Annotated in this window: 22 protein-coding genes and 3 pseudogenes; 12 read left to right on the forward strand and 13 right to left on the reverse strand. The window is 71.5% G+C overall.

Annotated elements, in window-relative coordinates:
- The first annotated feature begins 23 nt into the window (after nucleotides 1-23).
- From ACF1GV_RS16885 to ACF1GV_RS16895, 3 genes are all read left to right on the forward strand, one after another.
- Nucleotides 24-1,271, forward strand: coding sequence for a Glu/Leu/Phe/Val dehydrogenase dimerization domain-containing protein (locus ACF1GV_RS16885; RefSeq protein WP_391681631.1), 1,248 nt, complete (start codon nucleotides 24-26; stop codon nucleotides 1,269-1,271).
- A gap of 33 nt (nucleotides 1,272-1,304) precedes the next feature.
- On the forward strand, nucleotides 1,305-1,436 hold the full coding sequence (locus tag ACF1GV_RS16890) for a hypothetical protein (protein WP_391681043.1): 132 nt from the start codon (nucleotides 1,305-1,307) through the stop codon (nucleotides 1,434-1,436).
- 275 nt (nucleotides 1,437-1,711) lie between these two features.
- Nucleotides 1,712-1,927 carry a hypothetical protein gene (locus ACF1GV_RS16895; RefSeq protein WP_391681045.1) on the forward strand — a complete coding sequence of 72 codons (216 nt, stop codon included), beginning with the start codon at nucleotides 1,712-1,714 and terminating at the stop codon, nucleotides 1,925-1,927.
- A 43-nt stretch (nucleotides 1,928-1,970) separates the two neighbouring features.
- Here ACF1GV_RS16895 and ACF1GV_RS16900 read toward each other — a convergent pair whose 3' ends face one another.
- Nucleotides 1,971-2,498, reverse strand: coding sequence for a DUF488 family protein (locus ACF1GV_RS16900; RefSeq protein ID WP_391681047.1), 528 nt, complete (start codon nucleotides 2,496-2,498; stop codon nucleotides 1,971-1,973).
- A gap of 104 nt (nucleotides 2,499-2,602) precedes the next feature.
- Between ACF1GV_RS16900 and ACF1GV_RS16905 the strand changes: the two are divergent.
- The 3 genes and pseudogenes from ACF1GV_RS16905 to ACF1GV_RS16915 all read left to right on the forward strand — a co-directional run.
- A pseudogene (locus tag ACF1GV_RS16905) lies at nucleotides 2,603-2,818 on the forward strand (MgtC/SapB family protein); the annotation flags it as partial.
- A 53-nt stretch (nucleotides 2,819-2,871) separates the two neighbouring features.
- Entirely contained in the window at nucleotides 2,872-3,177 is a 306-nt protein-coding gene (locus ACF1GV_RS16910; protein WP_391681663.1) for a hypothetical protein, read from the forward strand.
- 29 nt (nucleotides 3,178-3,206) lie between these two features.
- Nucleotides 3,207-3,674: a hypothetical protein gene (locus tag ACF1GV_RS16915; protein WP_391681050.1), complete on the forward strand. Its 468-nt coding sequence runs from the start codon at nucleotides 3,207-3,209 to the stop codon at nucleotides 3,672-3,674.
- A gap of 319 nt (nucleotides 3,675-3,993) precedes the next feature.
- On the opposite strand, the gene ACF1GV_RS16920 is transcribed toward ACF1GV_RS16915, so the two are convergent.
- The 3 genes from ACF1GV_RS16920 to ACF1GV_RS16930 all read right to left on the reverse strand — a co-directional run bounded on the left by ACF1GV_RS16920 (nucleotide 3,994) and on the right by ACF1GV_RS16930 (nucleotide 6,726).
- Nucleotides 3,994-5,058 (reverse strand): sodium:calcium antiporter, encoded by a 1,065-nt coding sequence (locus tag ACF1GV_RS16920; protein ID WP_391681052.1) that lies wholly within the window; start codon nucleotides 5,056-5,058, stop codon nucleotides 3,994-3,996.
- 73 nt (nucleotides 5,059-5,131) lie between these two features.
- Nucleotides 5,132-5,860: an SDR family NAD(P)-dependent oxidoreductase gene (locus ACF1GV_RS16925; RefSeq protein WP_391681055.1), complete on the reverse strand. Its 729-nt coding sequence runs from the start codon at nucleotides 5,858-5,860 to the stop codon at nucleotides 5,132-5,134.
- The gene (locus tag ACF1GV_RS16930) at nucleotides 5,857-6,726 is read right to left on the reverse strand and encodes a helix-turn-helix transcriptional regulator (protein ID WP_391681057.1); all 870 of its coding nucleotides are present in this window, start codon (nucleotides 6,724-6,726) and stop codon (nucleotides 5,857-5,859) included. The genes ACF1GV_RS16925 and ACF1GV_RS16930 overlap by 4 nt, the downstream gene beginning before the upstream one ends.
- A gap of 177 nt (nucleotides 6,727-6,903) precedes the next feature.
- On the opposite strand from ACF1GV_RS16930, the pseudogene ACF1GV_RS16935 reads away from it, so the two are divergent.
- Both ACF1GV_RS16935 and ACF1GV_RS16940 read left to right on the forward strand, forming a co-directional pair.
- A pseudogene (locus ACF1GV_RS16935) lies at nucleotides 6,904-7,185 on the forward strand (cyclophilin-like fold protein); the annotation flags it as partial.
- 12 nt (nucleotides 7,186-7,197) lie between these two features.
- A complete protein-coding gene (locus ACF1GV_RS16940) occupies nucleotides 7,198-7,743 on the forward strand; it encodes an AAA family ATPase (RefSeq protein WP_391681065.1) in 546 nt (181 codons plus the stop codon).
- A gap of 84 nt (nucleotides 7,744-7,827) precedes the next feature.
- Here ACF1GV_RS16940 and ACF1GV_RS16945 read toward each other — a convergent pair whose 3' ends face one another.
- Together ACF1GV_RS16945 and ACF1GV_RS16950 are read right to left on the reverse strand one after the other, a co-directional pair.
- Entirely contained in the window at nucleotides 7,828-8,376 is a 549-nt protein-coding gene (locus tag ACF1GV_RS16945) for a hypothetical protein (RefSeq protein ID WP_391681067.1), read from the reverse strand.
- A gap of 290 nt (nucleotides 8,377-8,666) precedes the next feature.
- Nucleotides 8,667-9,293, reverse strand: a complete 627-nt coding sequence (locus ACF1GV_RS16950; protein ID WP_391681070.1) for a TetR/AcrR family transcriptional regulator — start codon at nucleotides 9,291-9,293, stop codon at nucleotides 8,667-8,669.
- Between the two features lie 112 nt (nucleotides 9,294-9,405).
- On the opposite strand from ACF1GV_RS16950, the gene ACF1GV_RS16955 reads away from it, so the two are divergent.
- Entirely contained in the window at nucleotides 9,406-10,056 is a 651-nt protein-coding gene (locus ACF1GV_RS16955) for a hypothetical protein (RefSeq protein WP_391681072.1), read from the forward strand.
- Between the two features lie 43 nt (nucleotides 10,057-10,099).
- Here the strand turns inward: ACF1GV_RS16955 and ACF1GV_RS16960 are convergent, their stop codons facing one another.
- Nucleotides 10,100-10,654 (reverse strand): hypothetical protein, encoded by a 555-nt coding sequence (locus ACF1GV_RS16960; RefSeq protein ID WP_391681074.1) that lies wholly within the window; start codon nucleotides 10,652-10,654, stop codon nucleotides 10,100-10,102.
- The gene (locus ACF1GV_RS16965) at nucleotides 10,651-10,887 is read right to left on the reverse strand and encodes a hypothetical protein (protein ID WP_391681077.1); all 237 of its coding nucleotides are present in this window, start codon (nucleotides 10,885-10,887) and stop codon (nucleotides 10,651-10,653) included. Before ACF1GV_RS16965 ends, ACF1GV_RS16960 begins: the two co-directional genes overlap by 4 nt.
- A gap of 61 nt (nucleotides 10,888-10,948) precedes the next feature.
- On the opposite strand from ACF1GV_RS16965, the pseudogene ACF1GV_RS16970 reads away from it, so the two are divergent.
- A pseudogene (locus ACF1GV_RS16970) lies at nucleotides 10,949-11,230 on the forward strand (transposase); the annotation flags it as partial.
- 67 nt (nucleotides 11,231-11,297) lie between these two features.
- Here the strand turns inward: ACF1GV_RS16970 and ACF1GV_RS16975 are convergent.
- Nucleotides 11,298-12,500, reverse strand: coding sequence for an erythromycin esterase family protein (locus tag ACF1GV_RS16975; RefSeq protein WP_391681079.1), 1,203 nt, complete (start codon nucleotides 12,498-12,500; stop codon nucleotides 11,298-11,300).
- 58 nt (nucleotides 12,501-12,558) lie between these two features.
- Here ACF1GV_RS16975 and ACF1GV_RS16980 point away from each other — a divergent pair, with 58 nt between their 5' ends.
- Nucleotides 12,559-13,296 (forward strand): TioE family transcriptional regulator, encoded by a 738-nt coding sequence (locus tag ACF1GV_RS16980; protein ID WP_391681081.1) that lies wholly within the window; start codon nucleotides 12,559-12,561, stop codon nucleotides 13,294-13,296.
- 29 nt (nucleotides 13,297-13,325) lie between these two features.
- On the opposite strand, the gene ACF1GV_RS16985 is transcribed toward ACF1GV_RS16980, so the two are convergent.
- From ACF1GV_RS16985 to ACF1GV_RS16995, 3 genes are all read right to left on the reverse strand, one after another.
- Nucleotides 13,326-13,940, reverse strand: a complete 615-nt coding sequence (locus ACF1GV_RS16985) for a dihydrofolate reductase family protein (protein WP_391681633.1) — start codon at nucleotides 13,938-13,940, stop codon at nucleotides 13,326-13,328.
- A 525-nt stretch (nucleotides 13,941-14,465) separates the two neighbouring features.
- Nucleotides 14,466-15,545, reverse strand: a complete 1,080-nt coding sequence (locus ACF1GV_RS16990; RefSeq protein ID WP_391681084.1) for a fatty acid desaturase family protein — start codon at nucleotides 15,543-15,545, stop codon at nucleotides 14,466-14,468.
- 181 nt (nucleotides 15,546-15,726) lie between these two features.
- Nucleotides 15,727-17,031: an LAETG motif-containing sortase-dependent surface protein gene (locus ACF1GV_RS16995; protein WP_391681086.1), complete on the reverse strand. Its 1,305-nt coding sequence runs from the start codon at nucleotides 17,029-17,031 to the stop codon at nucleotides 15,727-15,729.
- 136 nt (nucleotides 17,032-17,167) lie between these two features.
- Here ACF1GV_RS16995 and ACF1GV_RS17000 point away from each other — a divergent pair, with 136 nt between their 5' ends.
- Complete coding sequence (locus ACF1GV_RS17000; RefSeq protein ID WP_391681089.1) at nucleotides 17,168-17,545, forward strand: VOC family protein; 378 nt, start codon at nucleotides 17,168-17,170, stop codon at nucleotides 17,543-17,545.
- A 405-nt stretch (nucleotides 17,546-17,950) separates the two neighbouring features.
- On the opposite strand, the gene ACF1GV_RS17005 is transcribed toward ACF1GV_RS17000, so the two are convergent.
- Nucleotides 17,951-20,656 (reverse strand): ABC transporter substrate-binding protein, encoded by a 2,706-nt coding sequence (locus tag ACF1GV_RS17005; RefSeq protein ID WP_391681091.1) that lies wholly within the window; start codon nucleotides 20,654-20,656, stop codon nucleotides 17,951-17,953.
- Between the last annotated feature and the right edge of the window lie 256 nt (nucleotides 20,657-20,912).

The raw sequence follows: 20,912 nt of genomic DNA on the forward strand, positions 1-20,912 counted from the left end.
CCCCAGGAGCCCCAGCGATGACCATGCCCCCCATCACCTCGCCTTCCGCAGCCGGACAGACGGCGGGCGGACCGCAACGGCCGGGGCCGGACGCGCCCGCCCCGCTCGTCTCGCTCACCTGGACCGACCATGTCACCGGCCGCCAGGGGTTCCTCGTCATCGACCGCCTGGTGCGCGGCGTCTCCAGCGGCGGCCTGCGCATGCGCCCCGGCTGCACACTGGCGGAGGTCGCGGGCCTGGCCCGTGGCATGACGATGAAGGAGGCGCTGCACTACAACCCACAGGGCCGCTACATCCCGCTCGGCGGCGCCAAGGGCGGCATCGACTGCGACCCGCGCGACCCCGCCGCCTACGGCGTCCTGGTCCGCTACCTGCGCGCCGTACGCCCCTACATCGAGCACTTCTGGACCACCGGCGAGGACCTCGGCCTCACCCAGGACCTCGTCGACCGTGCCGCCTGTGACGCCGGGCTGGTCTCCTCCATCCAGGCTGTCTACCCCCTCCTCGAGGACGAGGACGCCGCCCGCAAGCGGCTCGCCGACGCCTTCGCCATCGACGTCGACGGCATCGGCCTGGACGAACTGGTGGGCGGCTGCGGGGTCGCCGAATCGGTGCTCACCGCGCTGGACCGCGCCGGCATCCCGCACCGGGGCACCCGGGTCGCGGTGCAGGGCCTGGGCACCATGGGCGGGGCAACCGCCCGCTTCCTGGCCCGCGCCGGACTGCGGGTCGTCGCGGTCGCCGACATCAAGGGCACCATCGCCAACCCGGACGGCCTCGATGTCGAGGCGTTGCTCGCCGCCCGCGACGGCAACGGCAGCGTGGACCGCGCAGCGCTGCGCCCCGAGGACCGCGAACTTCCGGCCGGCGCCTGGCTGACCACCGACGCCGAGGTGCTGGTGCCGGCCGCCATCTCCTACGCCGTGGACACCACCAACCAGGCCGGCATCACCGCCCGCTGGATCGTCGAGGCCGCCAACATGCCGGTGCTGCCCGAGGCGGAGGCGCTGCTGGCCGAGCGGGGCATCACCGTGCTCCCGGACGTCGCCGTCAACTCCGGCACCAACGCCTGGTGGTGGTGGACGCTGTTCGGTGACATCGGCGCAGACGCGGACGAGGCGTTCGCCCACACCCGGCGCTCGATGCGCGCCCTGGTCGACCGGCTCCTGGCCCATGCCGAGACCGAGGGCTGCACGCCCCGTGCCGCCGCGCACGCCCTGGCCGCCGAGCGGCTGCCGGTCATCGCCGAGCGCTTCGGAGTCTTCCGATGACGGCCGCGGGCATCGAGCCGGCCACGCGCTCCGGTGGGCTCGCCCCGCTTCTTCGACCCCCGGTCGGTGGCCGTCGTCGGCGCCTCCGTCAACCCCGCGGTGGAACACGTCGTGGTGGCGGTGCCCGCCCCGCACGTACGCAGGGTCGTCGACACGGCCGTGTGACTGCTGGCGGGGGCGGGTACGCGTCAGCGCGCGCCCGGCGACCGCCCGGCAGACGCCGCCCACCGCTCCACCAACGACCGCGCGTCCGACACCCGTCGCACCCGCGTGGCCGTCGCAGGCGACAGCGGCGGCCAAGGCGCCCTGGCCGCCGACGTGTTCCCCACCCGAGGCCTGGACGTAGCGCCCCTGCCGGAGGCCACCCGTGCCGCGATCGCCGCGCACCTGCCGGCCGGTGCCGGCTGCTCTCCTACGTCATCACCTTCCCGAGCCTGAGCGTGCTGCGCCGCAAGTACCCGTACACGTCCCGGCCGTACAGCGTGCCCGGGGGCCGCTTCGGCCCGTGGACGGTCAGCGTGCTCGCCACCGCGCTGGTCGCCTTCACCGTCGTGGTCCCGAACTGGCCGGGCTTCGGCGTCGGCTGGTTCGGCACCGCCGGTTCCGGCCACGACCTGGCCCACCCCACGCCGAGCGCTGCCACGGCCGAGCAGTGAGCGCGGTGCGACCGGACCCGCCCGTGCCGCCCCGAGTTACTCGTCACCGGGGCGGCGGGTAGACCAGGTGCCCGTCGCGGACCTGCGCGTGCTCGTTCAGTACGGCCGGCTTCGACGTCGTACGGGACATGATGTGCACCACCTGCGCGCCGGCGACGATCAGGGCGTCGGTGATGAGCCGCCGGTGGCAGCGCCAAGGCACCGCCTCGCTGCACATGATCGCCGGCCGTTCGTCCTCGGCCAGCCGCAGGAGTTCGTCGAGACCCGTCGCGAACTCCTCACCGGCCATGTAGTCGGCGTAATCGCGAAAGGCCTTGACCCGCCACGCGCCGTTCTCGCTCGGCACACCCTTGGGGGTGTGCCGGCGGCCGCCGAGCGCGCGGATCCAGCGGTATCCGATGCCGGACGGCAGGGACTCCTCGATCGCGGTCCGGTTCCACTGCGGGTACTTCCGGGACGACGGGAACGAACGGACGTCGACCAGGCAGGTGACGTCATGGGCGCGCAGCATCTCCATCACCTCGTCGAAGCCGCGCGTCGAATGCCCGACGGTACAGATTCGGTTGGTCATCCGGCCGTCATACCTTCGTCAGCGATCCTCGTCTCCTGACACACGTACCCCATCTACCGGTGCCGCGCAGACCAGAGGGTGCAGCGGCCGGGGGCTGCGGATGCGTGCCGCGCCGGGTCCGGGGACGCGCGACCCTTGTCGGCGAATGTGGGTCCTCCCTCCGCCCTGCCGCCGGCCTGGGCCGAGGCCCGCTTGACCGCGATCGGCCGTCGGCGTATCTGTCGGCGCCGTTCGGGCTGTGTGCGGTCGTCGGCCTGGAGCGCGAGTTCCGGCGCAAGTCGGCGGGCCTGCGCACGTATGTGCTGGTGGGTCCGGGTGCGGCGTTGTTCATGCTGGTGTCGAAGTACGGCTTCGCGGACATGCTGGGCTGGGGGTGGCGTCGGTGCTGCTGCGGATCAGCTGTCTCGATGGGCGCGGAGTGCTGCGTGACGTCGTCAGCGAGTGCACCGGGGCGGGCTTCCATGTGGCGGGCCTGCGCACGGCGGGTTCCCTGCCGACACAGGCGACGCCCACCGAGGTGGGAGTGCTGCTGGAGTGGTTCGGCAGCGGCACCCGCGAAGAGCTGGTACCCCGCCTGACGAACCGCGAGGGCGTCACCGCGGTGACGTTCCCGGAGGACGAGACCGACCGAATCGAGGCGGCCCCGGCCACGGCGGCGGACTGGGCGACTGAGGCATGATGAGACCACCAGGTAACGGGGGGACTCGAGTGGCTTACGAGTTGCAGGCAGTGATCGCGCAGGACGAGCTGCTGCGCTCCGCGTCCCGGGACGTCCCCGAGGCCCGGCTGGCGTGTCTGCGGCAGGGCCTGTCGCTCATGCCGATGACGGACCAGGTGCTCCACGCCGTGACGGGCGGCAGCAGCGCCGGCGTCCTCGGTTTCCGGCGGCTCCCGGAAAGCTTCGAGCAGCGGCTCGCTCGGTGGTCCGTCGCAGGACCTGTCGCCTACGTCCAAGCCGAGTTCTTCGGTGGCGTCGGTGAGGAGCGCGCCGCCGTGTGGATGGACGGGGCACTCTCATGGGGACCGCTGGACGAGTCGGACTCCCCGTCGCTCAGTCCCCTCTCACAGGCGCTGCGGCGCCTCGGTGTGACGCCGAGTCCCGGGGAGGACGAGTTCCAGGCCGCGGGACTGAACCGTCACCGCTACACCGACGACTGGGTCTCGTCCGCAACCTGATGCGTCCGGAACCTGATGTTCTCCGCCACGGAGCGCCTCGCCGCTCGGCATGGCCGGTGGCTCGTATCGGCCATGGTCATCCTGATCCTGTTCTTCATGTTCATCTGACGGCCCTCTCTCGCCGTCGCTGTGGCACGGCGCCCACGCGAGGAAGGCGCACGAAGCCGCTCGGCCGCCCGCGCGGCGGGCAGCACGGGCGCTGCACCCCGCGAGGGTGATGTGCCTCGGCACACAGGAGGTGGCCCGCACCCGCCGATCGGTGCGGGCCACCTCCTGCGCGGGTGCGCGTACGACGCCCACCGCCAAGCCCGGAGGGCAGTCACCCGGCGATGGTCGTGAGCCCTGCGATGCCGAGGGCGTACAGCACCAGGACCGCGAGACTGTCGATGCCCATCCGCAGATACTGGCGCCGGGGACGAAAGATCAGCCCGGCGACGTACACCGTGGTCAGCACGATGCCGAGGGCGGTGAGATAGATGTCGGTGTCGTGCGCGCCGGGCAGGACCGGCTTGCCCGAGATGACCGTGGCCAGCAGGAACAGCACCGGCAGGAAGGCGTTGCCGCCGAAGATGTCGCTGATGGCCAGCTGGTAGTCGCCCAGCCTCGTGGAGGTCAGCCCGGTACTGACCTCGGGCAGGGAGGTCGCCACAGCCAGCACCGTGGCGCCGAACAGAATGCCTCCGAGCCCCTGACGGGCGAAGAACTCCTCCCCACTGCGCTCGATCACGACACCGGCGACCAGCGTCGCCACCGCCGCGGCCCCGAACACCAGGGCCGCACGAGCCGTACCGACACCCTGGTCCGTGGCCGCCTTCTCCTTCTTGCCCTTGGAATGGCCGCGCGGCTCCGGCTGGGCCCCCGGCGCGTCGCCGCCCTCCCGCCACGGCAGTCCCTTGCCCGCGCGGTCCAGCAGCACCAGGCCGATCACCCACAGCGCCGCGATCACCAGCGGCGCGGGTCCGAGCCGGGCGAAGGACAGATGCCCCGGCAACTGGGTGCCCATGACCACGACCGCCAGTATCGCGACCACCAGCGCGCCCTCCAGGACGAGAACCAGACTGGCGGCCAGGCGGGTGAGCGGCGCGCGCGGCCGGACTCCGGCGGCGTCCAGGACCACCAGCACGACGGTCTGCACCGCGATGCCGCCCAGGATGTTGCCCACCGCCACATCGAGCTGCCCGGCCACGGCGGCGCTGGCCGTGATGGCGATCTCCGGGAGGTTCGTGGCGATGGCCAGCAGGATCAACCCGCCCAGGGCGCTGCCCAGATGCAGCCGTTCGGCCAGCACGTCGGTGGTGTCGGACAGCTTGACGCCTGCGTACCAGATCACCGCCGCGCTCCCGAGGAACAGCACCAGCAGCACAGGTGAACTCAAAGATCCCATGGCTCGGGTGGTACCCCGAGTGGCCGTGCGCAGACCCCGGAAGGCTGCCGCACAGCCGCTGCCGCCGCCGGGATCAGCCGAGTTCCGTGCCCGTCTCCTCGGCCAGGGCCCGCAGGAGACGGTCCTGGAAGCCCACGTCATGGACGGCGCGATGCGGCTGCCGGCGCTCCCGGTGGTACCAGTATCCGCCGCTGGTCAGGGCCTCGGGTTCGTCGCCGACGGCGAGCCACTCCTGGGTCCGGTGGCCCAGCTCGAGATCGTCGGGGGCGCTCGGGCCGCCCATCTTCGTCGGCACCCAGCCCGGATCCACGGCGTTGCTCAGCACCCCGGGGCGCAGCCGGGCCACCGCGGCCATGAGCGTCGTGACGTACAGCTTGCTGTCGGCGTAGGAGCCCGCGCTGCGGCCCTGCCAGTCGACTCGGGCCGTCGAGTCGCGCCCGCCGAAGTGTGAGCCGCTGCTGAGGTACACCAGGCGGCGCGGCCCCCGCAGCAGGGCCGTGAGCAGGTACGGCGCGATGATGTTGACCGGCATCACGGCCGGACCGCTCCACACGCCGGCGTTGTGGATGACCGCGTCGAAGGGTTGCCCGTCGTTGAGCTCTGCGGCCGTCCGCCGCACGGCGTCACGCTCGGTGAAGTCGCACACCATCAGGCCCGCCCCGCGATCGACCAGCGCCCGAAGCCCCGCCGCCCGCGCCGGGTTCCGGGCGTGCACCACGACCTCGTGCCCGGCGGACAGGAGGGAGTCCGCGGCGGCACGACCGAGACCGTCCGCGGAACCGGTCACCAGGATCCGGCTCACGACCGCACCGCCTCCGACGTGGCGGCCAGGGAGGCCAGTAGACGCAGGCCCTCCTCGGGGGCGGATCCCGGCTCGGCGGTGTAGATCGTGAGGGTCGGCCCGGGTTCGGCGGCCATCTCCAGCCCCTCGAAGGCGAGCGTGAGGTCTCCGGCGGCCGGATGGTGGAACCCCTTGATGCCCGTGCCGTGGTGCCGCACATTGTGCGCGCCCCAGCGGACGCGGAACTCCGCGCTGCGGGTGGACAGCTCTCCGATGAGGTCGTGCAGGTCCTTGTCGTGGGGGTTCCGGCCGGCCTCCGTGCGCAGGATGGCCACGGCCATGTCGGCGAACAGCTCCCAGTCGGGGTAGAAGCGCCGGGACGCGGGGTCCAGGAAGTTGAAACGGGCGAGGTTCGCCTGGTCGTGCGGACGGGCGTAGACGTCGCTGTAGAAGGCGCGGGCGAGCCGGTTCGCCGCGAGCAGGTCCGTACGGCTGTTGCGGACGAAGGCGGGACCGGCGGTGATGGCGTCCAGGGTCCATTGCAGGCTGCGGTGCGCGGTCCACTGCCGTCCGGTGCGGCGGCGCCGGGGCCGGGTGAGGACGTCGGAGCCGTCGGCGGTCTGGGCCGGATGGAGGAGGTGGGCGCGTTCGGCGTCGTCCAGCTGGAGCGTGCGGGCGACGGCTTCGAGGACGGCGGGGGAGACGCCGGCGAGGCCGCGCTCCAGTTTCGCGTAGGACTCGACGCTCATGTCGGCCGGCGCCGCGACCTCGCTGCGGCGCAGCCCGGGGACACGCCGCCTGCTCCCGGACGGCAGCCCGGCCTGCTCGGGGGTGATCTTCGCTCGCCGCGAGGTGAGGAACTCGCGGACGTCGTCACGATTGTCCACACCTCGACCGTAAGGCCTGCGCGCCGCCGGAGGGATGTACCAGCGGTACACCCCTCACCAGTGACCCGCTGCCCGCGCGGAAAAGCCGGTCACCTGGAGGCGTGGCGCTCACCGGCCGCGGCTGGGCGTACGGCCTCCCTATAGAGCGGACCGTTCCGGCACGGCAGCTCTGCCGCACGGGACCTCGCCGAGCCGCTGCCGCTCGCACTCGACCTGGAGGACTTCCACCGCACCGAACGCATCGGCCACCCGTCGCGCAGGCTCGACACTTCCGGCGCGCCCGGGGCGGCCAAACCCCGTGCCGGTGACTTCGCTTACGACACCCCGTGGGGCAACCTGGCCTTGTTCTGGCGCGACTTCGGGGCCTCCCCGGGCCTGGTCCTCCTCGGTCACCTCACCGACAGCGACGACACCGATCGGCTCGCCACGGCAGAACGCGTCCGCATCCAGGCGGCCTGAGAAGCCGGTAGCGTGGCTGCCGTGAAGGTGGGCACCGAAGAGTCCCGGTTGGTCGTGCTGCGTGGCAACAGCGCGTCCGGGAAGTCGTCCGTCGCGGCCGGCCTGCGCGAGCGGTTCGGCCGCGGGCTGGCCTTGGTCGGGCAGGACAACTTGCGCCGCGTCGTGCTGCGCGAACGCGACCGGCCGGGAGCCGCGAACATCGGCCTGATCGAACTGACCGCCCGTTACGCGCTGGACGCGGGGTTCCATGTGGTGGTGGAGGGCATTCTGTACGCCGACCACTACGGCGGCATGCTCGCCCGCCTGTGCGCCGACCACCGTGGAAGGACCCACGCCTACTACCTGGACGTCCCGTTCGCCGAAACGCTGGCCCGGCATGCGACCAAGCCGCTGGCGAACGAGTTCGGCGAGACCGAGTTGCGGACCTGGTATCGGGAGAGGGATCTGCTGCCCGGCGGCATGGAGACCGTCATCGGCGCCGAGAGCACACTCACCGCGACGGTCGAGCACATCATGTGCGACACCGGCCTGGCCCACCTTCCGCCCGTGGATCGCTGACCCGGACGCCTTCGAGGCGCTGTCGGGGCGCAGCGCAGGTGGCATCCGCCGTCCCACAGTCAGCCGTGAGCCCGCGGCCGTACCTCACCTCAGCAGGCTCGCCCACTCCGTCAGGTGAGCGAAGTCGTCCCGGGTCAGTCCCGTCCTGGGATCGACCTGGTGCAGGAGCGCCGGACCACGGTGGTGGGCCCCCATCCACGCTCGGTCCGCGTCCGTTATCTCGTCGTCGACCCAGGCGAAGGGCCGACCCCGCGCCCAGGCGGCGACCTCCGGTGTTTTCCAGAACACGCCATCTGCCGGCTGAGGCCGGGGCTCGGACCAGGCGATGAACGGCAGCGAAGGCAGTCCCACGAGGGGCGCGACGAAGGAGTTGGCCTCTTCTTCCCAGGTCGTCGCCCACACCAGGTCGAAGGGAAGCGCCGTGAGCGCAGGTCCGTGAGCCGGGTTGAGCCAGACCCGTAGGGGCCTGACCGGCCGGCCGGTCAGGCCCCAGTCCCGGAGCCGGCGCCGCTCGTCCGCCTCCCATCGTGGCGTCAGCAGCCGGTGGGTCTCGTAACCTTCGGGCCGCCTGTGTGGTTTCGCCGCATACGGGTTGAGCGGTCCGTCCACATCCACCAGCAGTACCGGCCTCACGAGCCCACCCCGGCTTCCCCTGTCACATCGGGCAGCAGCGCGGGCGGTTTGCCGCGCGCACCCTCCGTGGAGCTGTGAATTCGCCCCTCGAACCGCTCGTAGAGGCCGGAGCGGCCCAAGGCGTGCCGCGTCCTCATCCGAGCAGCATGGAGTGCACGCCCCGACGAGACCGTCCGAATTCCGGCCGCCACCGCGCCGATCAGCGCGAGTCGGCCACGACTCGCCCCTGACGCAGTGCGCGAAAGCTGCCCGAGATGCATGGGACTCGGCTCTCGGTCACCCGCCGCTGTTCAGGAGAGCGCCGTGAAGCCGGTGCAGAGCAGGCGGATGCTCCGTGCGAACTTCTCGTCCGGGTCCAGGCGGGGGATCAGGGGGCCCATCACCAGCGGGAACCGCGCGCACAGGTCGGCGTAGAGCTCGGCGGTCACGTCCGGCGGTGCCGTCGGCTGGTTCTGCTCCTGGAGCACGAATCCGGTGACGTGGCTGAGCAGGGTGTCGGCGGCGATGCCGCAGTGGCCGGCGGGCAGGCCTGCGTCGAGGAGGGTGCGCAGCAGGCGTTCCATCAGCGAGAGGGCGCCGGGACTGAGCATTCCGGGGCTCTCGGCGAGGAGTTGGGCGCCCCCGGGATGCTGTGAGATGCTCAGGCGCAAGGCGGTGGCCTGGGCTTCGACGCGGTCCTGCCAGGTGGCGGTGGGCGGGAGGGCGGCGAGAGCGGCGGTTGCGGCGTCGTACGCCTGACGGCAGACCCGGTCGGCCATCAGGGCGAGCAACTCCTCCTTGCCGCGCACGTGGTAATACAGGCTGCCCGCATGGGCGTCCAGGCGGTCGGCGACCTGGCGCATGGACAGGTTCTGGTAGCCGACCTCGGCGAAGACGGCCATCCCCGCATCGACGATGCGCTCCCTGGTGAGCTTCATGCCTCCCACCGTACAACGCTTTCCAACACCGTTCGAAACATCGTGCTAGCTTTGCGCCACCAGATTTTCGAACGGTGTTGGAAGCACCACAAACGGGGGGAAGGGCCAGACAATGGGGGAGATCGTCTTCAACGTGACCACGGCCGCGCTGATGGTCATGATGCTCAACTGCGGGCTGGGCGTCGTCGGTCGCGACACCTTGCGCGCACGGCCGCTGCCATGGGCGGCGATCGCCCTGACCGCGCTCGCCGTCGCCGGCGTGGTGCTCCAGCTGGCCTGGTCCGGCGCCATGGACGCGCTGGACGCGGATCCCGCCAAGTCGGGGTGGTGGCGCGAGTTCACCTCGGTCTTCATGCAGAACGGCGGCCTCTTCGGCGGTCTGTGGAACGTCGTCACCCTCGCCGCCGTCGCCGCACTCGCCCAGTGGTACTGGGGCGGCCCGCTCACTCTCGCCTTCTTCCTCACCGGCATCCTGCTCCCGGGCCGCATCGACACGCTGCTCGGCTTCGGCGACGGCCCCAGCACCGATCCCCGCAACTTCGCCGGCAGTTCCGGGGCCACCTACTTCCTCGGCGCCACCCTTGCGCTCGCCTTCCTCACCAGCACCCGCCTGCCGAAGGAGATCGCCCTGGCGATCGCCGTCCCGCTCCTCGGCATCGCCATGTGGCTCGCCCAGGACAACGGCCACGGGCTGGTGTCCGTCTACGGGTTCGTCCTCGCGGCGGCGGTGTGGGCCGTCCGCCGCAGGGCCCGCCGGGCCTGACGCGCAGCGATCCGCGTCCGCCCGAGCTGCCCCCCGGGCATCCTCAACGGCCGTTCCTGCGAAGCTTCTTCGCGTGCATCTCCTCGTTGGAGCGGCGTCGCAGCCCCGCGTGGAGCAGCGTCGCGGTGGTGACGCCGAAGAGGGCACCGGTCGCCGACAGGCTCAGGGTGTCGGGGGTGCGGTTGGCGGTGTCGACCACCAGGGCGTCGACCTTGTCGCCGAACCGCTTGACGTACGCCTCGTGCAGCGTGGGCCCCGAGAAGACCCCGAGTGTTGCAGCTTGCGGGGACGTGACGGGGGAGCGGCTGCTCCGGCGGTACGGCGCCCGCGGTCTGCTCCTCTCTGCTTCGCTGCTCTCAGGGTTGATCTTGTCGTGCAGCATGTCGTGGTTGCCGATGTCGGCGGTCGCCACGGCGCTGACGGTGGGGACGAACACGCCGGCGTTGTAGACCAGTTCCGCCGGCTGGGCGTCGTTCAGCTCGGCCAGCATGGCGGCGGTCCTGAAGTCGGCGGGCTTGCCCTGCGGGAGGGGGTTCTCGGGGAACAGTCCGCCGGGGGCGCCGTCGACGTCAGGCAGGCCGCTGGTACGGACGATCAACTCGCCATGATCCTTACGCAGGTCTGCCACGACGACCTGGTCACCCGTGTCCTGAGTGGAGAGGGTCGTGCCCTCCAACTGGGGGCCTCGGCGTTGTCGAGGATGGACGCGGACCGCTCGCCGAAGCCGAGGAGCACCAGGTCGAAGCCACGCTCGCGCAGCGCGGAGACGAACGCGAAGGCGCCGTTCTCCAGGCCCTCCCACAGGGCGTTCACGTTCTCCTCGTGTTGCATGGAACGTACGGAACTGAATCACCAAGTACAGGCGATGGACACCGGAGCCGGATGAGGAGCCTCCGGGGCGAAGGCTGCTGTCGGCCGCACCATGGTGATCGCCGACGGTGGTGACCGCCGTACTGGGCTGGTGATCCCGCACCGCCGCGAACGCGGCCAGGACGACATTCGAGCCTGGAGGGAGGAACACAACCGCTCACACCGCAAGCTCCGCGCCCGGGTGGAGCACACCTTGGCCCGCACGAAGAGCTGCAAGACCCTTCGCGACTGCCGCTTGAAAGGCGACGGCGTTCATCACGCCATGCTTGGCAGCGCCCGCCTCCACAACTTCGCGCTCGCGGGGTGGACATGCCGAACCGTCCCCCGCGGCCCTGGGCGTCCCGAGCCAGTTGATCATTGCGGCACAGCCTTCAGCTCTGCGGTATGTCCTTGACGAACACCAGGCCGTCGATGTCGGCCAGGTGAGCCGGGTCGAGCGGGGCGTAGCCGAACCAGGGGGACGTGCGGGGCGGGGGCGCGGCGTCGCGGAGGGCGGTGGCCAGCCGCGGGGCGTCGATGACGTAGCGGTCCTCGGGCAGTGCGTACAGGAGCCCTTCGACGGTGTCCGGCGGGGGTGTGTCGACTCCGTGGTGCCGGATCGTGCCGAGCGCCGTCGCCACGAAGGTGTAATCCTCGCGGAGTCGCGCGCTCACCAGCGCGCCGGCGCTCCACCACTCCACCGGCCCCTCCCACATCTGCATCGTGCTCTTCGGCCGCTGGAGATGGCTGTTGTGGGCGTGGACGAGCACCGGGCCGCGTTCGGCCAGGGCGAGGAGGTTGTGGGCCATCATCTGGTCGCGCGCGCTCACCAGCCGGGTCATGCGGGCCGGTGAGGTGTCGGCCATCCAGTGGTGGTAGCGCAGCAGGCCGGTCGCGGCACGCCCGTACAGGTGGGCCCGGTCCCATTCGTCCGCGGAGGACGCCCTCATCAGGTGCGGCGTGTGCTCGTCCAGCAGCGCCACCAGGTCGCCCGCGATCAGCCGCAGCTCACCGGCCTCGGCCGACTGCCCGACGGACTGCGCCGGGTCCATCATCGCGGCGGGATTCGTCCACCGGTCGTCGGTGCCGAGCAGGCGGTCGAGTGTGTGCGCGGTGCACGGCAGGAGTGCCGCGTCGACGTGGGCCGAGAGGTAGTCGTGGAGGGCGGTGAGGGCCCGGCGGGGGCTCGCGGCGGCGGTGATCTCCAGGGGGCCGTCGAACCCTGCGAAGCGCAGCCGGTCGGAAGCGGGGCGGCCGTCGTTGTAGTCGCGCATCCAGCGCACCAGGTCACGGTTGGCCGCATGGGCGCCCCAGCCGTGGCTGAACCCGTGCTCCATGACCTCGTCGAGCGTGCCCGTGCCCGAGGTGACGTAGGCGCTCACGGCCAGGCCCATGAGGCAGTCGCTCTCGATCGCGATGGTGCGGTAGCCCTCCTGCTCGACGAGCTGCCGGAAGACCTCGTTGCGCAGGTCCAGCAGAGTCTCCTCACCGTGGGTGGGCTCGCCCAGGGCGAGCAGGCGGGGGCGTGCGGGCAGGAGCCTGAGGAGAGCGGCAGCGTCGACGGTGTGGGCGATGTCCCCGATGTCAGTAGCCATGCCGTCAACGCTATCGTTGAACCTTCGGTTGAAACTTCGTCGCGGTAGTGTCGGTGGCATGGGGCGAAACCTTCAAACCGCTGAGAGACTCAGGCCGGTCGATCTGGCGCGCGGGCACGGTCTGTCCACACAGGCGATCAGAAACTACGAGGAGGCCGGCATCCTCCCGGCCGCCACTCGCACACCCCACGGCTACCGCACCTACACTCCCCTGCACGCGGCAGCCCTCCGCGCGTTTCTCGCCCTGGTGCCCGCTCACGGTCATCGGGCGGCGACGGCGATCATGCGTGCGGTGCATCAGGGCGCGGACGATGAGGCGTTCCGCCTGATCGATGAGAGCCACGCCCAACTCCTCACCGACCGGCAGACCCTCAAAGCCGTGGAAAGCGCCCTGCGCGACCTCGCTCCGAGCCCTGCAACGGTGCCCGAGCCCGCCACGATGCCCTGGCCCGGCGACACGTTCATCGGGCCGCTGGCGCGACAGCTGGGAATCCGGCCCGCGACGCTGCGCAAATGGGAGCGCGCCGGGCTGGTACGCCCCCGCCGCGACCCGCTCACCGGCTACCGCGTCTACGACGAGGCCGACGTACGGGATGCCCGCCTGGCCCACCAGCTCAGGCGCGGTGGCTACCTGCTGGAGCAGATCGCCCCGGTGATCGCGCAGGTGCGCTCGGCCGGCGGGCTGGAGCCGCTCCAGACCACCCTGCGCGACTGGCACGATCGCCTGTCCGCGCGCGGTCGGGCGATGCTGGCCGGGGCGACAGAGCTGGAGGCGTACCTGCGTCAGCGCGGATGAGGCGTTGCTCGCGGGCGGCGACGCCGTCGTCAGAGGACGTCGTAGAGCAGGTGTGTGGCCGTCGAGGTGGAGGTCACGCTCCGCTGCGCCAGCGTGCGCTGTGCTGTGCCGGTGAACAGTGGCGTTCCCGAGCCGAGCACGACGGGCGCGAGGTGCAGGCTCAGCACGTCGACCAGCCCGGTGTCGAGCGCCGTGCCGACCGTGGCGCCGCCGCCCATGATCACCACGTCGAGGTCCTTCCCGCCGGCGGCCGATGCAGCCTCCGCGCGCTCGCGTGCGGCGGCGACGGCGTCGGCCAGACCGGTGGTGACGAACGTCCAGTCGAAGTCGGTGAGCCGTACCGATTCCGGCGGAGAGCTCGTCACGACGACGAACGCGGGTTTGGCCGCCTCGCCTGCGCCGTAACCGGTCGTGTCGTCCCAGCCGTTCGGCCCGTCGACCAGGTCGAAGAGGCGGCGGCCGAGGACGACGGCGCCCGAGCGGGCCGTCGCCTCACGCAGGAGCCGGCGGTCGTCGGGGTCGTCGGAGAAGGCCCAGGTGTGCAGGGCCTCGCCGCCGATGCCCAAACCCTGGTCCGGGCTCGGGTCGGGCCCGGTGACGAAGCCGTCGAGGGAGATCGAGATGTCAGCGATGATGCGGGTCATACCGGGCAGACCCGATGCGCCGCCGAAAGTCATCGCTCCGAGGAGAACCCGGCCATCCAGCGCTGTCCGCGCGGGTCGGCCACGTCGACGTGGGCGCCGCACGCCAGTGGGTGCGCCACGGGCACGGCCGGGCGGAGAGGGTGTTCACCGAGCGTCTGCGGCGCGAGCGGGGGCGACTCGGCGTCCGGCGGTCCGAACGGTGGCGCCGAGCCGAGCAGGACTGGCCTCGGGCAGGTGGAACCCGGAGCAGATCACGTCCGCCGCGGAGTCGTAGCACAGCACGCCGTCCACCAGGCACCCGGCACGGCCGCAGCCGAGGGCGTCGGAAGCGGAGGGAAAACCGCAGCCGAAGAAAATTCGTGGTGGGGCGAAATCCGCCTGCATATATCTGCGAAGCCGGGGCAGCAGCAGACTCAGACGTGCTCGGGGGAGTTGGTCCCCCCCTCCGGCCCCGGGCACCGAGCGGTCCCGCCACCGATTCCCCCCGACGGTGGCGGGACCGCCCCCTCCGGCCCGGGGAGCGCCTCACGCGGCCCCTCGGCGCTGCTGCCTGATGGGCTCTCCCACCCGGTGCAGGTGGGTGAGGGCCTCCCGGTACGACTGGATCAGGCCGGTCTCGTGATAGGGGACGCCGATCTCTGCGCAGTAGGCGCGGACGACGGCCTGCGCACGACGCAGATGGAGCGTGGGCATGCTGGGGAACAGGTGATGCTCGATCTGGTAGTTGAGCCCGCCGAGCAGCACGTCGGTCAGCCGGCCACCGCGCACGTTGCGTGAGGTGAGCACCTGGCGGCGCAGGAAGTCGGGCCGCTCATCGCCGCGGAACGTGGGCATGCCCTTGTGGTTCGGTGCGAACGTGCAGCCCAGGTAGACGCCGAAGAGACACTGGTGCACGGCGAGGAACGCCACCGCCTTGCCGGGGGAGAGCACGAGGAACAACGCGGACAGATAGGCCGCGAGGTGGAGCACGAGCAGCGCCGCCTCCAGCATCCGGTGCTTCATGCCCGGCGAGCGCAGCGCCCGCAGGCTCGCCACATGCAGGTTGAAGCCCTCCAGCGTCAGCAGCGGGAAGAACAGCCCCGTCTGGTGACCACCGATGAGACGAGCCAGCCCCCGGCTCTCGCGGGCCTGGTCCGTGGACCACACCAGAATGTCCGGCGCGACGTCCGGGTCGAGTTCCTCGTGGTTGGGGTTGGCGTGATGGCGGGTGTGCTTGTTCATCCACCAGCCGTAGCTCATGCCGATCCCGAGATTGCCGAAGAGGCGGCCCCACATCTCGCTGGGCCTGCGTCGCCGGAACACCTGGCGGTGCGCCAGATCATGGGCGACGAGGGCGATCTGCCCGAACATCAGCGCCAGGAAGGCCGCCGTCGCCATCTGCCACCACGTGTCTCCGAGTGCGACGAAGGCTCCCCATCCGCCCGCCGTCAGCGCGATCACCAGACCGAGCCGCGCCGTGTAGTAGCCGGGACGGCGTCTCATCAGTCCCGCCTCGGTGATACGACGCGACAGCCGGGCGAAGTCACTGCCGGTTCCGGTGTCGGAGGGATGAGGCCGGACGGCGGGCACGGTGGCCGCGACAGCGGCCTGCGGGGAAAACGTCATGCCACCGAGTCTCCTGGCGTCCGACCAGCCGAAACAGCCAGCCAGTCACCGTCTCGGACAGGGGGTTTCCCCCAGGTTGGTGCGGGTGCCGTCACCACGCCCTGGGGGGTGACTCCGAGACCTTCGGGGTGCCTTCGCGGCCCTGGGACGACTCCCAGGGCCTGTGACCGGCTCCCAGCGGTCAGACGTTGCGCGTGGACTTGCGGCGGCGCGCGGCGACGACCGCTCCGGCGCCGAGCACGACGGCGGCGGCGCTGGTCAGTGCGATCGGCGCCATCGCCGAGGACGAACCCGTCTCGGCGAGGTTGCCCTCCGCGCCGGCTTCCGTGGCCGTCGTCCGGGTCACCTGCTGGGACGCGCCACCCTGCGCCGAGAGGCCGGAACCCTTGCCGGGCTTCGCCGCACCGGGCCGCTTGTCTTCGTCCTGGCCGGACCGGCCGGGCTTGGCGTCGTCGGCCGGGCCGGTCTTGCTGCCCGCGGGCAGGAGCTTGATGTCGTAGCGCTTCATCGGGCCCAGGACGCACGGGTTGTACGCGTCGGAGGCGTCACTGGCCAGGAGAGCGAAGGCGTCGGCGTTCCTGGCCGCGGAATCGACCTTCATGCGCAGCTTCACGTCGCTGTGCTCGCCCGGCTTCATGATGTCGATGTGGGCGATGTGCTGAGGGGCCTCACCGCTCAGGGCCTGCCAGGCGGTGCCGTTGGACCATTCGACCTTCAGCAGGCTCTTCGCGCCGCGGGTTTCTCCGGCCACGTGGAAGAAGACCAGGGGGTCCACGGCCAGCGTGCGCTGGGTGCCGTTGGTCACGCGCACGGTGAAGTCGACGGTGCTCCCGGCGGCGACCTTGGCCGGCAGCCCCACCGCGAGCGAGGTCAGCCCGGTCTCCCGGACGCACTCCTTGGCGGTGGCGAGCGCCTTGTCGGCGGCCTCCTTGGCCGCCCGGGCCTCGTCGAGGGCCTTCTTGATCTGACCGTACTTGCGCACGGCCGCCACCCGCGCGTCGTCGAGTGCGGTGTCGGCCTGCTGGGCGGCCGCGTCGGCCTCCTGCTGGGCCGCGACCGCCTTCGCCAGATCGCCCTCCGCCGTCTCGAGAGCCCGCTGCGCCTCAGCCTTGTCGGTGTCGCCCTGGGCCGCTTCGAGCCTGGCCTTGGCGTCCGCGACCGCCTTCTCGGCCGCGTCCTTCGTGGCCGCCGCCTCCTTGGCCGCCTTCTCCGCGGCGATCACGGCCGCCTTGAGCGGATGCGTGTCCGAGTCCAGGGCCTTCAGCGTGGCCTCGACCTCCTTGCGCCCTTCCGCCTCGGCGGTGACGGCCGCGTCGTAGGCCTGCTGTGCGTCGGCGGCGGCGTTCACCAAGTCCGCGTACGTCGGCTGGTTCTGCGTCGGCCCCGCGGACGTTCCGGCGGCGAAGGCGGGAGCGGCGGTGATCAGCGCGAGGGGCGCGGCCACCGTGACGGTGGCGGCCACGGCGAGGGAACGGCGGAACGTCACTGGGATCCTTTCACGACCAGGGCGGCGGTCGTCGGGCGACGCACTTCGGCAGCCTTGGACCCGTCGATCTTATAGTCCAGGTAAAGCGAGTGATCATCCCTTTTTTGGACACCGTGCCTGGGCCTACGCTGCCCTCGTGATCGCCAAGTTGCAGTGCGTGGTCCTTGACTGTGCCGACGTCCGTGAGCTGTCCGGTTTCTATCAGTCGCTGCTCGGTGGCGTGGTGAATCAGCCGGATCCGCGCTGGTCGTTGGGCGACGGCTGGGCAACGCTCCATTGCGACAGCGGGTTGGTGTTCGCGTTCCAGCGAGTGGAGGACCACCGGCCGCCGCGGTGGCCGGATCCTGCTCGGCCCCAGCAGTTCCACCTCGACCTGGAGGTCGAAGACCTCGACCAGGCCCAGGAAGAGGTCATCGCAAGGGGAGCCACGCTGCTCGATGCGGGTGAGGGAAAGCGGAGTTGGCGCGTCTTCGCCGACCCCGCCGGGCACCCGTTCTGTCTCATCCGGCACTGACTGGTATGCGGGGGCTCGCCAGTTGGGCCGCGTAACGGCTGGGGATTTTGGAGCCGACAGCGCGGACGTACTTGTCGAAGGCGTACGTGTCCGCGGACGCCCGCGCACCCGCTTCTTCGTCGAACCGACTCGCCGACTCCCCACCGGGAACAAGGCATACCGCCTGTCGGACGGAGCCGTGCTCCTCCTCACGGAAGTCAAAGACGGGGACCGGACGGGCCGCACCTACGACACGGCGATACCACCGGACGAAGAGGTCACCAAGGACCCCCGCCCCGTGGCACGCCACCAGGACGCGGTGCTGGGCGCGGCCCGGAGCCGGCTGCTCAGGCAGGCAGCCTGCCGACGGCCATGAACCGGCGCACCGTCAGCCGCCTGGCCGGCTGATTGATGCAGGGTCACTGGTCATGGGGCGCACGGCGGGCCCTCCGTGCGGCTTGACCGGTTCTCGTCGTAGGCGCCGCAGACCAGTACGGCCTTCGGCTCGTCGCCGAGTTGGCGCAGGATCACCAGTGTCTTGTCGACGGGCGGTGCGTTGCCGCCCTGGCCGTAGGAGACCTCCCCCGTCGCGCCGTTGAAGTGGACACCGCCACTGAGCGCGACCAGTACCGAGCTTCGCTTGATCTCCTTGTCGCGCAGCCACGCCTGGGCCACCGCCTGCGACAGGACGTGGAAGGCGTCGTAGGACACCGCGGAGTGGCCGTCCTGCCGCCACGGGTCGATGCCGCGTGCGCCGGCCCGTACGAAGTCGTCGTAGGCCGACACGAACATGCGTGTCCTGTCGCTGGCGTACTCGCTGGTGACCGGCAGTCGGTGCGCCGAGTAGTACAGGCGCAGCCAGTTCTTGTTGGCGAAGGCGCCGGTCTGCGCCACGTTGGTCAGCTCGTTCCCGCCGAGCACGGTGATGGGACGGTCGATGCAGGTGCCGCGGGTATCCATGGCGGTGATGAACGCGGCGAAGTCCTTGGCACGAGCCGACCAGTACACGACCGACTCCGGCTGCTCGGCGAGCGCCTGGCAGAGCTGCTCGGCGAGCACGTCGGCGCTGGACAGGTTGGGCGCGCCGCCCGGCGGCTGCGGGTCGAAGTCGCCGTCCTGGTTGAAGTTGAAGATCCGCGTGGTGCCGGGGAAGGCTGCCACGAACCGGCCGGCGAGACTGCGGCTGTACAGGTCGGCGGAGGACTCGATGACGATGGCCTGCCGGGCGGGGGAGCAGCCGTCGCCGTCGTCGCGCCGGGCGATGATGTTGGCGCTGTGTGCGAAGTCCGCCTCGATACGGGCTTCCCGGCCGTTGTCCGGCGTGAAGGGCCAATAGGTGACGCTCGCCGCTCCGTCCAGCATCTCGTTCGCCGTGGCCGTGGTGCCGACGGTCGGGATCCGGCCCTCGCCGAGCACCTGGAGGGCGGCCCGCGTCTCGTCGCGGCTCTGGGCGTACGCGAGAACACCGACCGCCTTCCTGTAATCCTCCGCCTTGCTTTCGGCGCCGGCCTCGGCGACCAGCTTCCGCGCCTCCGGCACGGCGTTGCGGTACCCCTCTCCCGTCGGGCGCACGTCGACACGCAGCGGCACGAGGTTCTGGTCGGAGGAGGCGTCGGAGTTCAACTTCTGCTGCCACATGGCGATGCCGCGCAGTTCCGGGATCGTGCCGTCGAACCGCGTCTCGTCCTCTGTGCGTGGTCGGCTGGAGACGAACGCGACGACGGTGCGCACTCTGCGGCCCTGCCGGGCGTAGCCCTCGGCGCGCTTGTTCTGCGCGGTGATCGCCTGGAGCGCGGCGTCGTACCAGCCCTCGGGGTCCAGTGGGACGGGGCTGGTGCGGGCCGCCGTGGCCACGGACTCGCTGCCGCCGAGACAGGTGCGGTCACCGCCGTCGCGGATGCGCTCCGCGGTGATGCCGCCCGCGGTGAGGGCGAGGGCGGCCGTGGCGGCGAGGAGGGAGGCCGTGGTGCGCCAGCTGGTGCGGAAGGGGCGGTGCGGTTCGACGTGAGCGACGGGCAGGCCGGGGCCGGTCAGGGCGGGCTCGCGGAACACGACCGTGACGGGGCCGCCGTCCTGCGCCCCGAGCGCGCTCGCGGCCTGCGAGAGGGTGCACTCGCGTGGCTGCAGCTCGGCGAGCACTTCGGGGGACGGTTTGCCCACCGCGACGACGAGCGGTCCCGGGCGCGGGGCGGTGGCCTGCAGCTGGTGCAGGGCGCGCAGGAAGCGCTCGGCGCGGCGGGCGCCCTCCGTGCCGGGCGGTGGCACCTCGACGAGCAGCACGGGCCGTGTGGTGCGGCGGCGCCGCTTGGGCAGGTACCTGCCGATCTTCGGAGTGGCCAGGTCTTCGAGGAGCGCCCGGAGCAGGATCCTCTCCAGGGCCTGCAGCGCCTCCTCGTGGCGCGGCTCGCCTGGTGTGCCGCGCAGCCGGGGCCCCTGCATGGTGGCGACGTGGGCCATCGCCCGGTACAGGTCCCTGCGGCCCCCGGCATCCGGCATACCGCCGCACCAGCGCCGCATCACCTTCCGCGAGATCCAGCGGGACCAGGCCCAGCGCGGGAGATAGCAGGTGAAGGACAGCCAGAAGACCCTGACCAGCCAGCCCTTCAGGTCGGCACCGTCGGGGGAGAGGCTGGTGGAGGCAGGCCGCGGCAGGTGCCCCAGCAGGCCACGGCGCTCGGCCTGCTGCCGGTCGCAGGCGTGCCGGCGCAGCTCGTCGGCGAGCCCGCCGACCGGCTGCCGCGGATGGTCCAGGACATGGGTGACGAGTGACCGCACCACGTCGAAGTGCGGGTACCGGTCGGGCGTCATGTGGCGCGGGGCGCCGTCCGCCAGCGCCAGACCGGCCGCCTCGGTGAGCAGCACGGGCTCGTCGGCGGCATGGACCAGGGCGTACGGGACGAGCTTTCCCCGGTCGTCGAGGGGCCTGCGTAACGCCTCCAGGATGCGCGCGGTGCCGTCCTCGTACACGCTGCCCTCGGCGTCGACCCGGAAGACGAACAGGGGCGGGCGGGTGGCCAGCCGGGCGGGGTCGGAGGGCCCGATCGTCGTCGGGTACTCACTGACGAAGGCGTCCGCCCTCGCGTTGTCCGGGTCGGGAAAGAGCTCGTCGGAGTCAGTCCGGAATGGCGTCATGCGCACGGCCCCCGTTGCCAACTGCTGTCGCCGTAACAGCAGGGGGGACAGGTTACGCGTCCAACAGGCCCGGTAACAACGGGTGTTCACAGGATGCTCGAACTGTAACAACGGTTGCCCGCGCGAGCAGGTGCCTTCCTCCGGCCACCGGGCTGCGTCTGTCGGCCCCGGAGCGAGGACGCGGAGCGCCACCTTGCGGGAGAAGCTGCAGCCGTACGACGACCCGGCCAAGGCAACCCCGGGCTCGCAGTGGTGG

This window comes from Streptomyces sp. NPDC014006, from assembly GCF_043088925.1.
Classification (GTDB): domain Bacteria; phylum Actinomycetota; class Actinomycetes; order Streptomycetales; family Streptomycetaceae; genus Streptomyces.

What these genes read in the sequence shown, in the direction of transcription:
- ACF1GV_RS16885 (WP_391681631.1), top strand. Translation starts at nt 24, where the DNA reads ATGCCCCCCATCACCTCGCCTTCCGCAGCCGGACAGACGGCGGGCGGA.
- ACF1GV_RS16900 (WP_391681047.1), bottom strand. Translation starts at nt 2,498, where the DNA reads ATGACCAACCGAATCTGTACCGTCGGGCATTCGACGCGCGGCTTCGAC.
- ACF1GV_RS16920 (WP_391681052.1), bottom strand. Translation starts at nt 5,058, where the DNA reads ATGGGATCTTTGAGTTCACCTGTGCTGCTGGTGCTGTTCCTCGGGAGC.
- ACF1GV_RS16950 (WP_391681070.1), bottom strand. Translation starts at nt 9,293, where the DNA reads ATGAAGCTCACCAGGGAGCGCATCGTCGATGCGGGGATGGCCGTCTTC.
- ACF1GV_RS16955 (WP_391681072.1), top strand. Translation starts at nt 9,406, where the DNA reads ATGGGGGAGATCGTCTTCAACGTGACCACGGCCGCGCTGATGGTCATG.
- ACF1GV_RS16965 (WP_391681077.1), bottom strand. Translation starts at nt 10,887, where the DNA reads ATGCAACACGAGGAGAACGTGAACGCCCTGTGGGAGGGCCTGGAGAAC.
- ACF1GV_RS16975 (WP_391681079.1), bottom strand. Translation starts at nt 12,500, where the DNA reads ATGGCTACTGACATCGGGGACATCGCCCACACCGTCGACGCTGCCGCT.
- ACF1GV_RS16980 (WP_391681081.1), top strand. Translation starts at nt 12,559, where the DNA reads ATGGGGCGAAACCTTCAAACCGCTGAGAGACTCAGGCCGGTCGATCTG.
- ACF1GV_RS16985 (WP_391681633.1), bottom strand. Translation starts at nt 13,940, where the DNA reads ATGACCCGCATCATCGCTGACATCTCGATCTCCCTCGACGGCTTCGTC.
- ACF1GV_RS16990 (WP_391681084.1), bottom strand. Translation starts at nt 15,545, where the DNA reads ATGACGTTTTCCCCGCAGGCCGCTGTCGCGGCCACCGTGCCCGCCGTC.
- ACF1GV_RS17005 (WP_391681091.1), bottom strand. Translation starts at nt 20,656, where the DNA reads ATGACGCCATTCCGGACTGACTCCGACGAGCTCTTTCCCGACCCGGAC.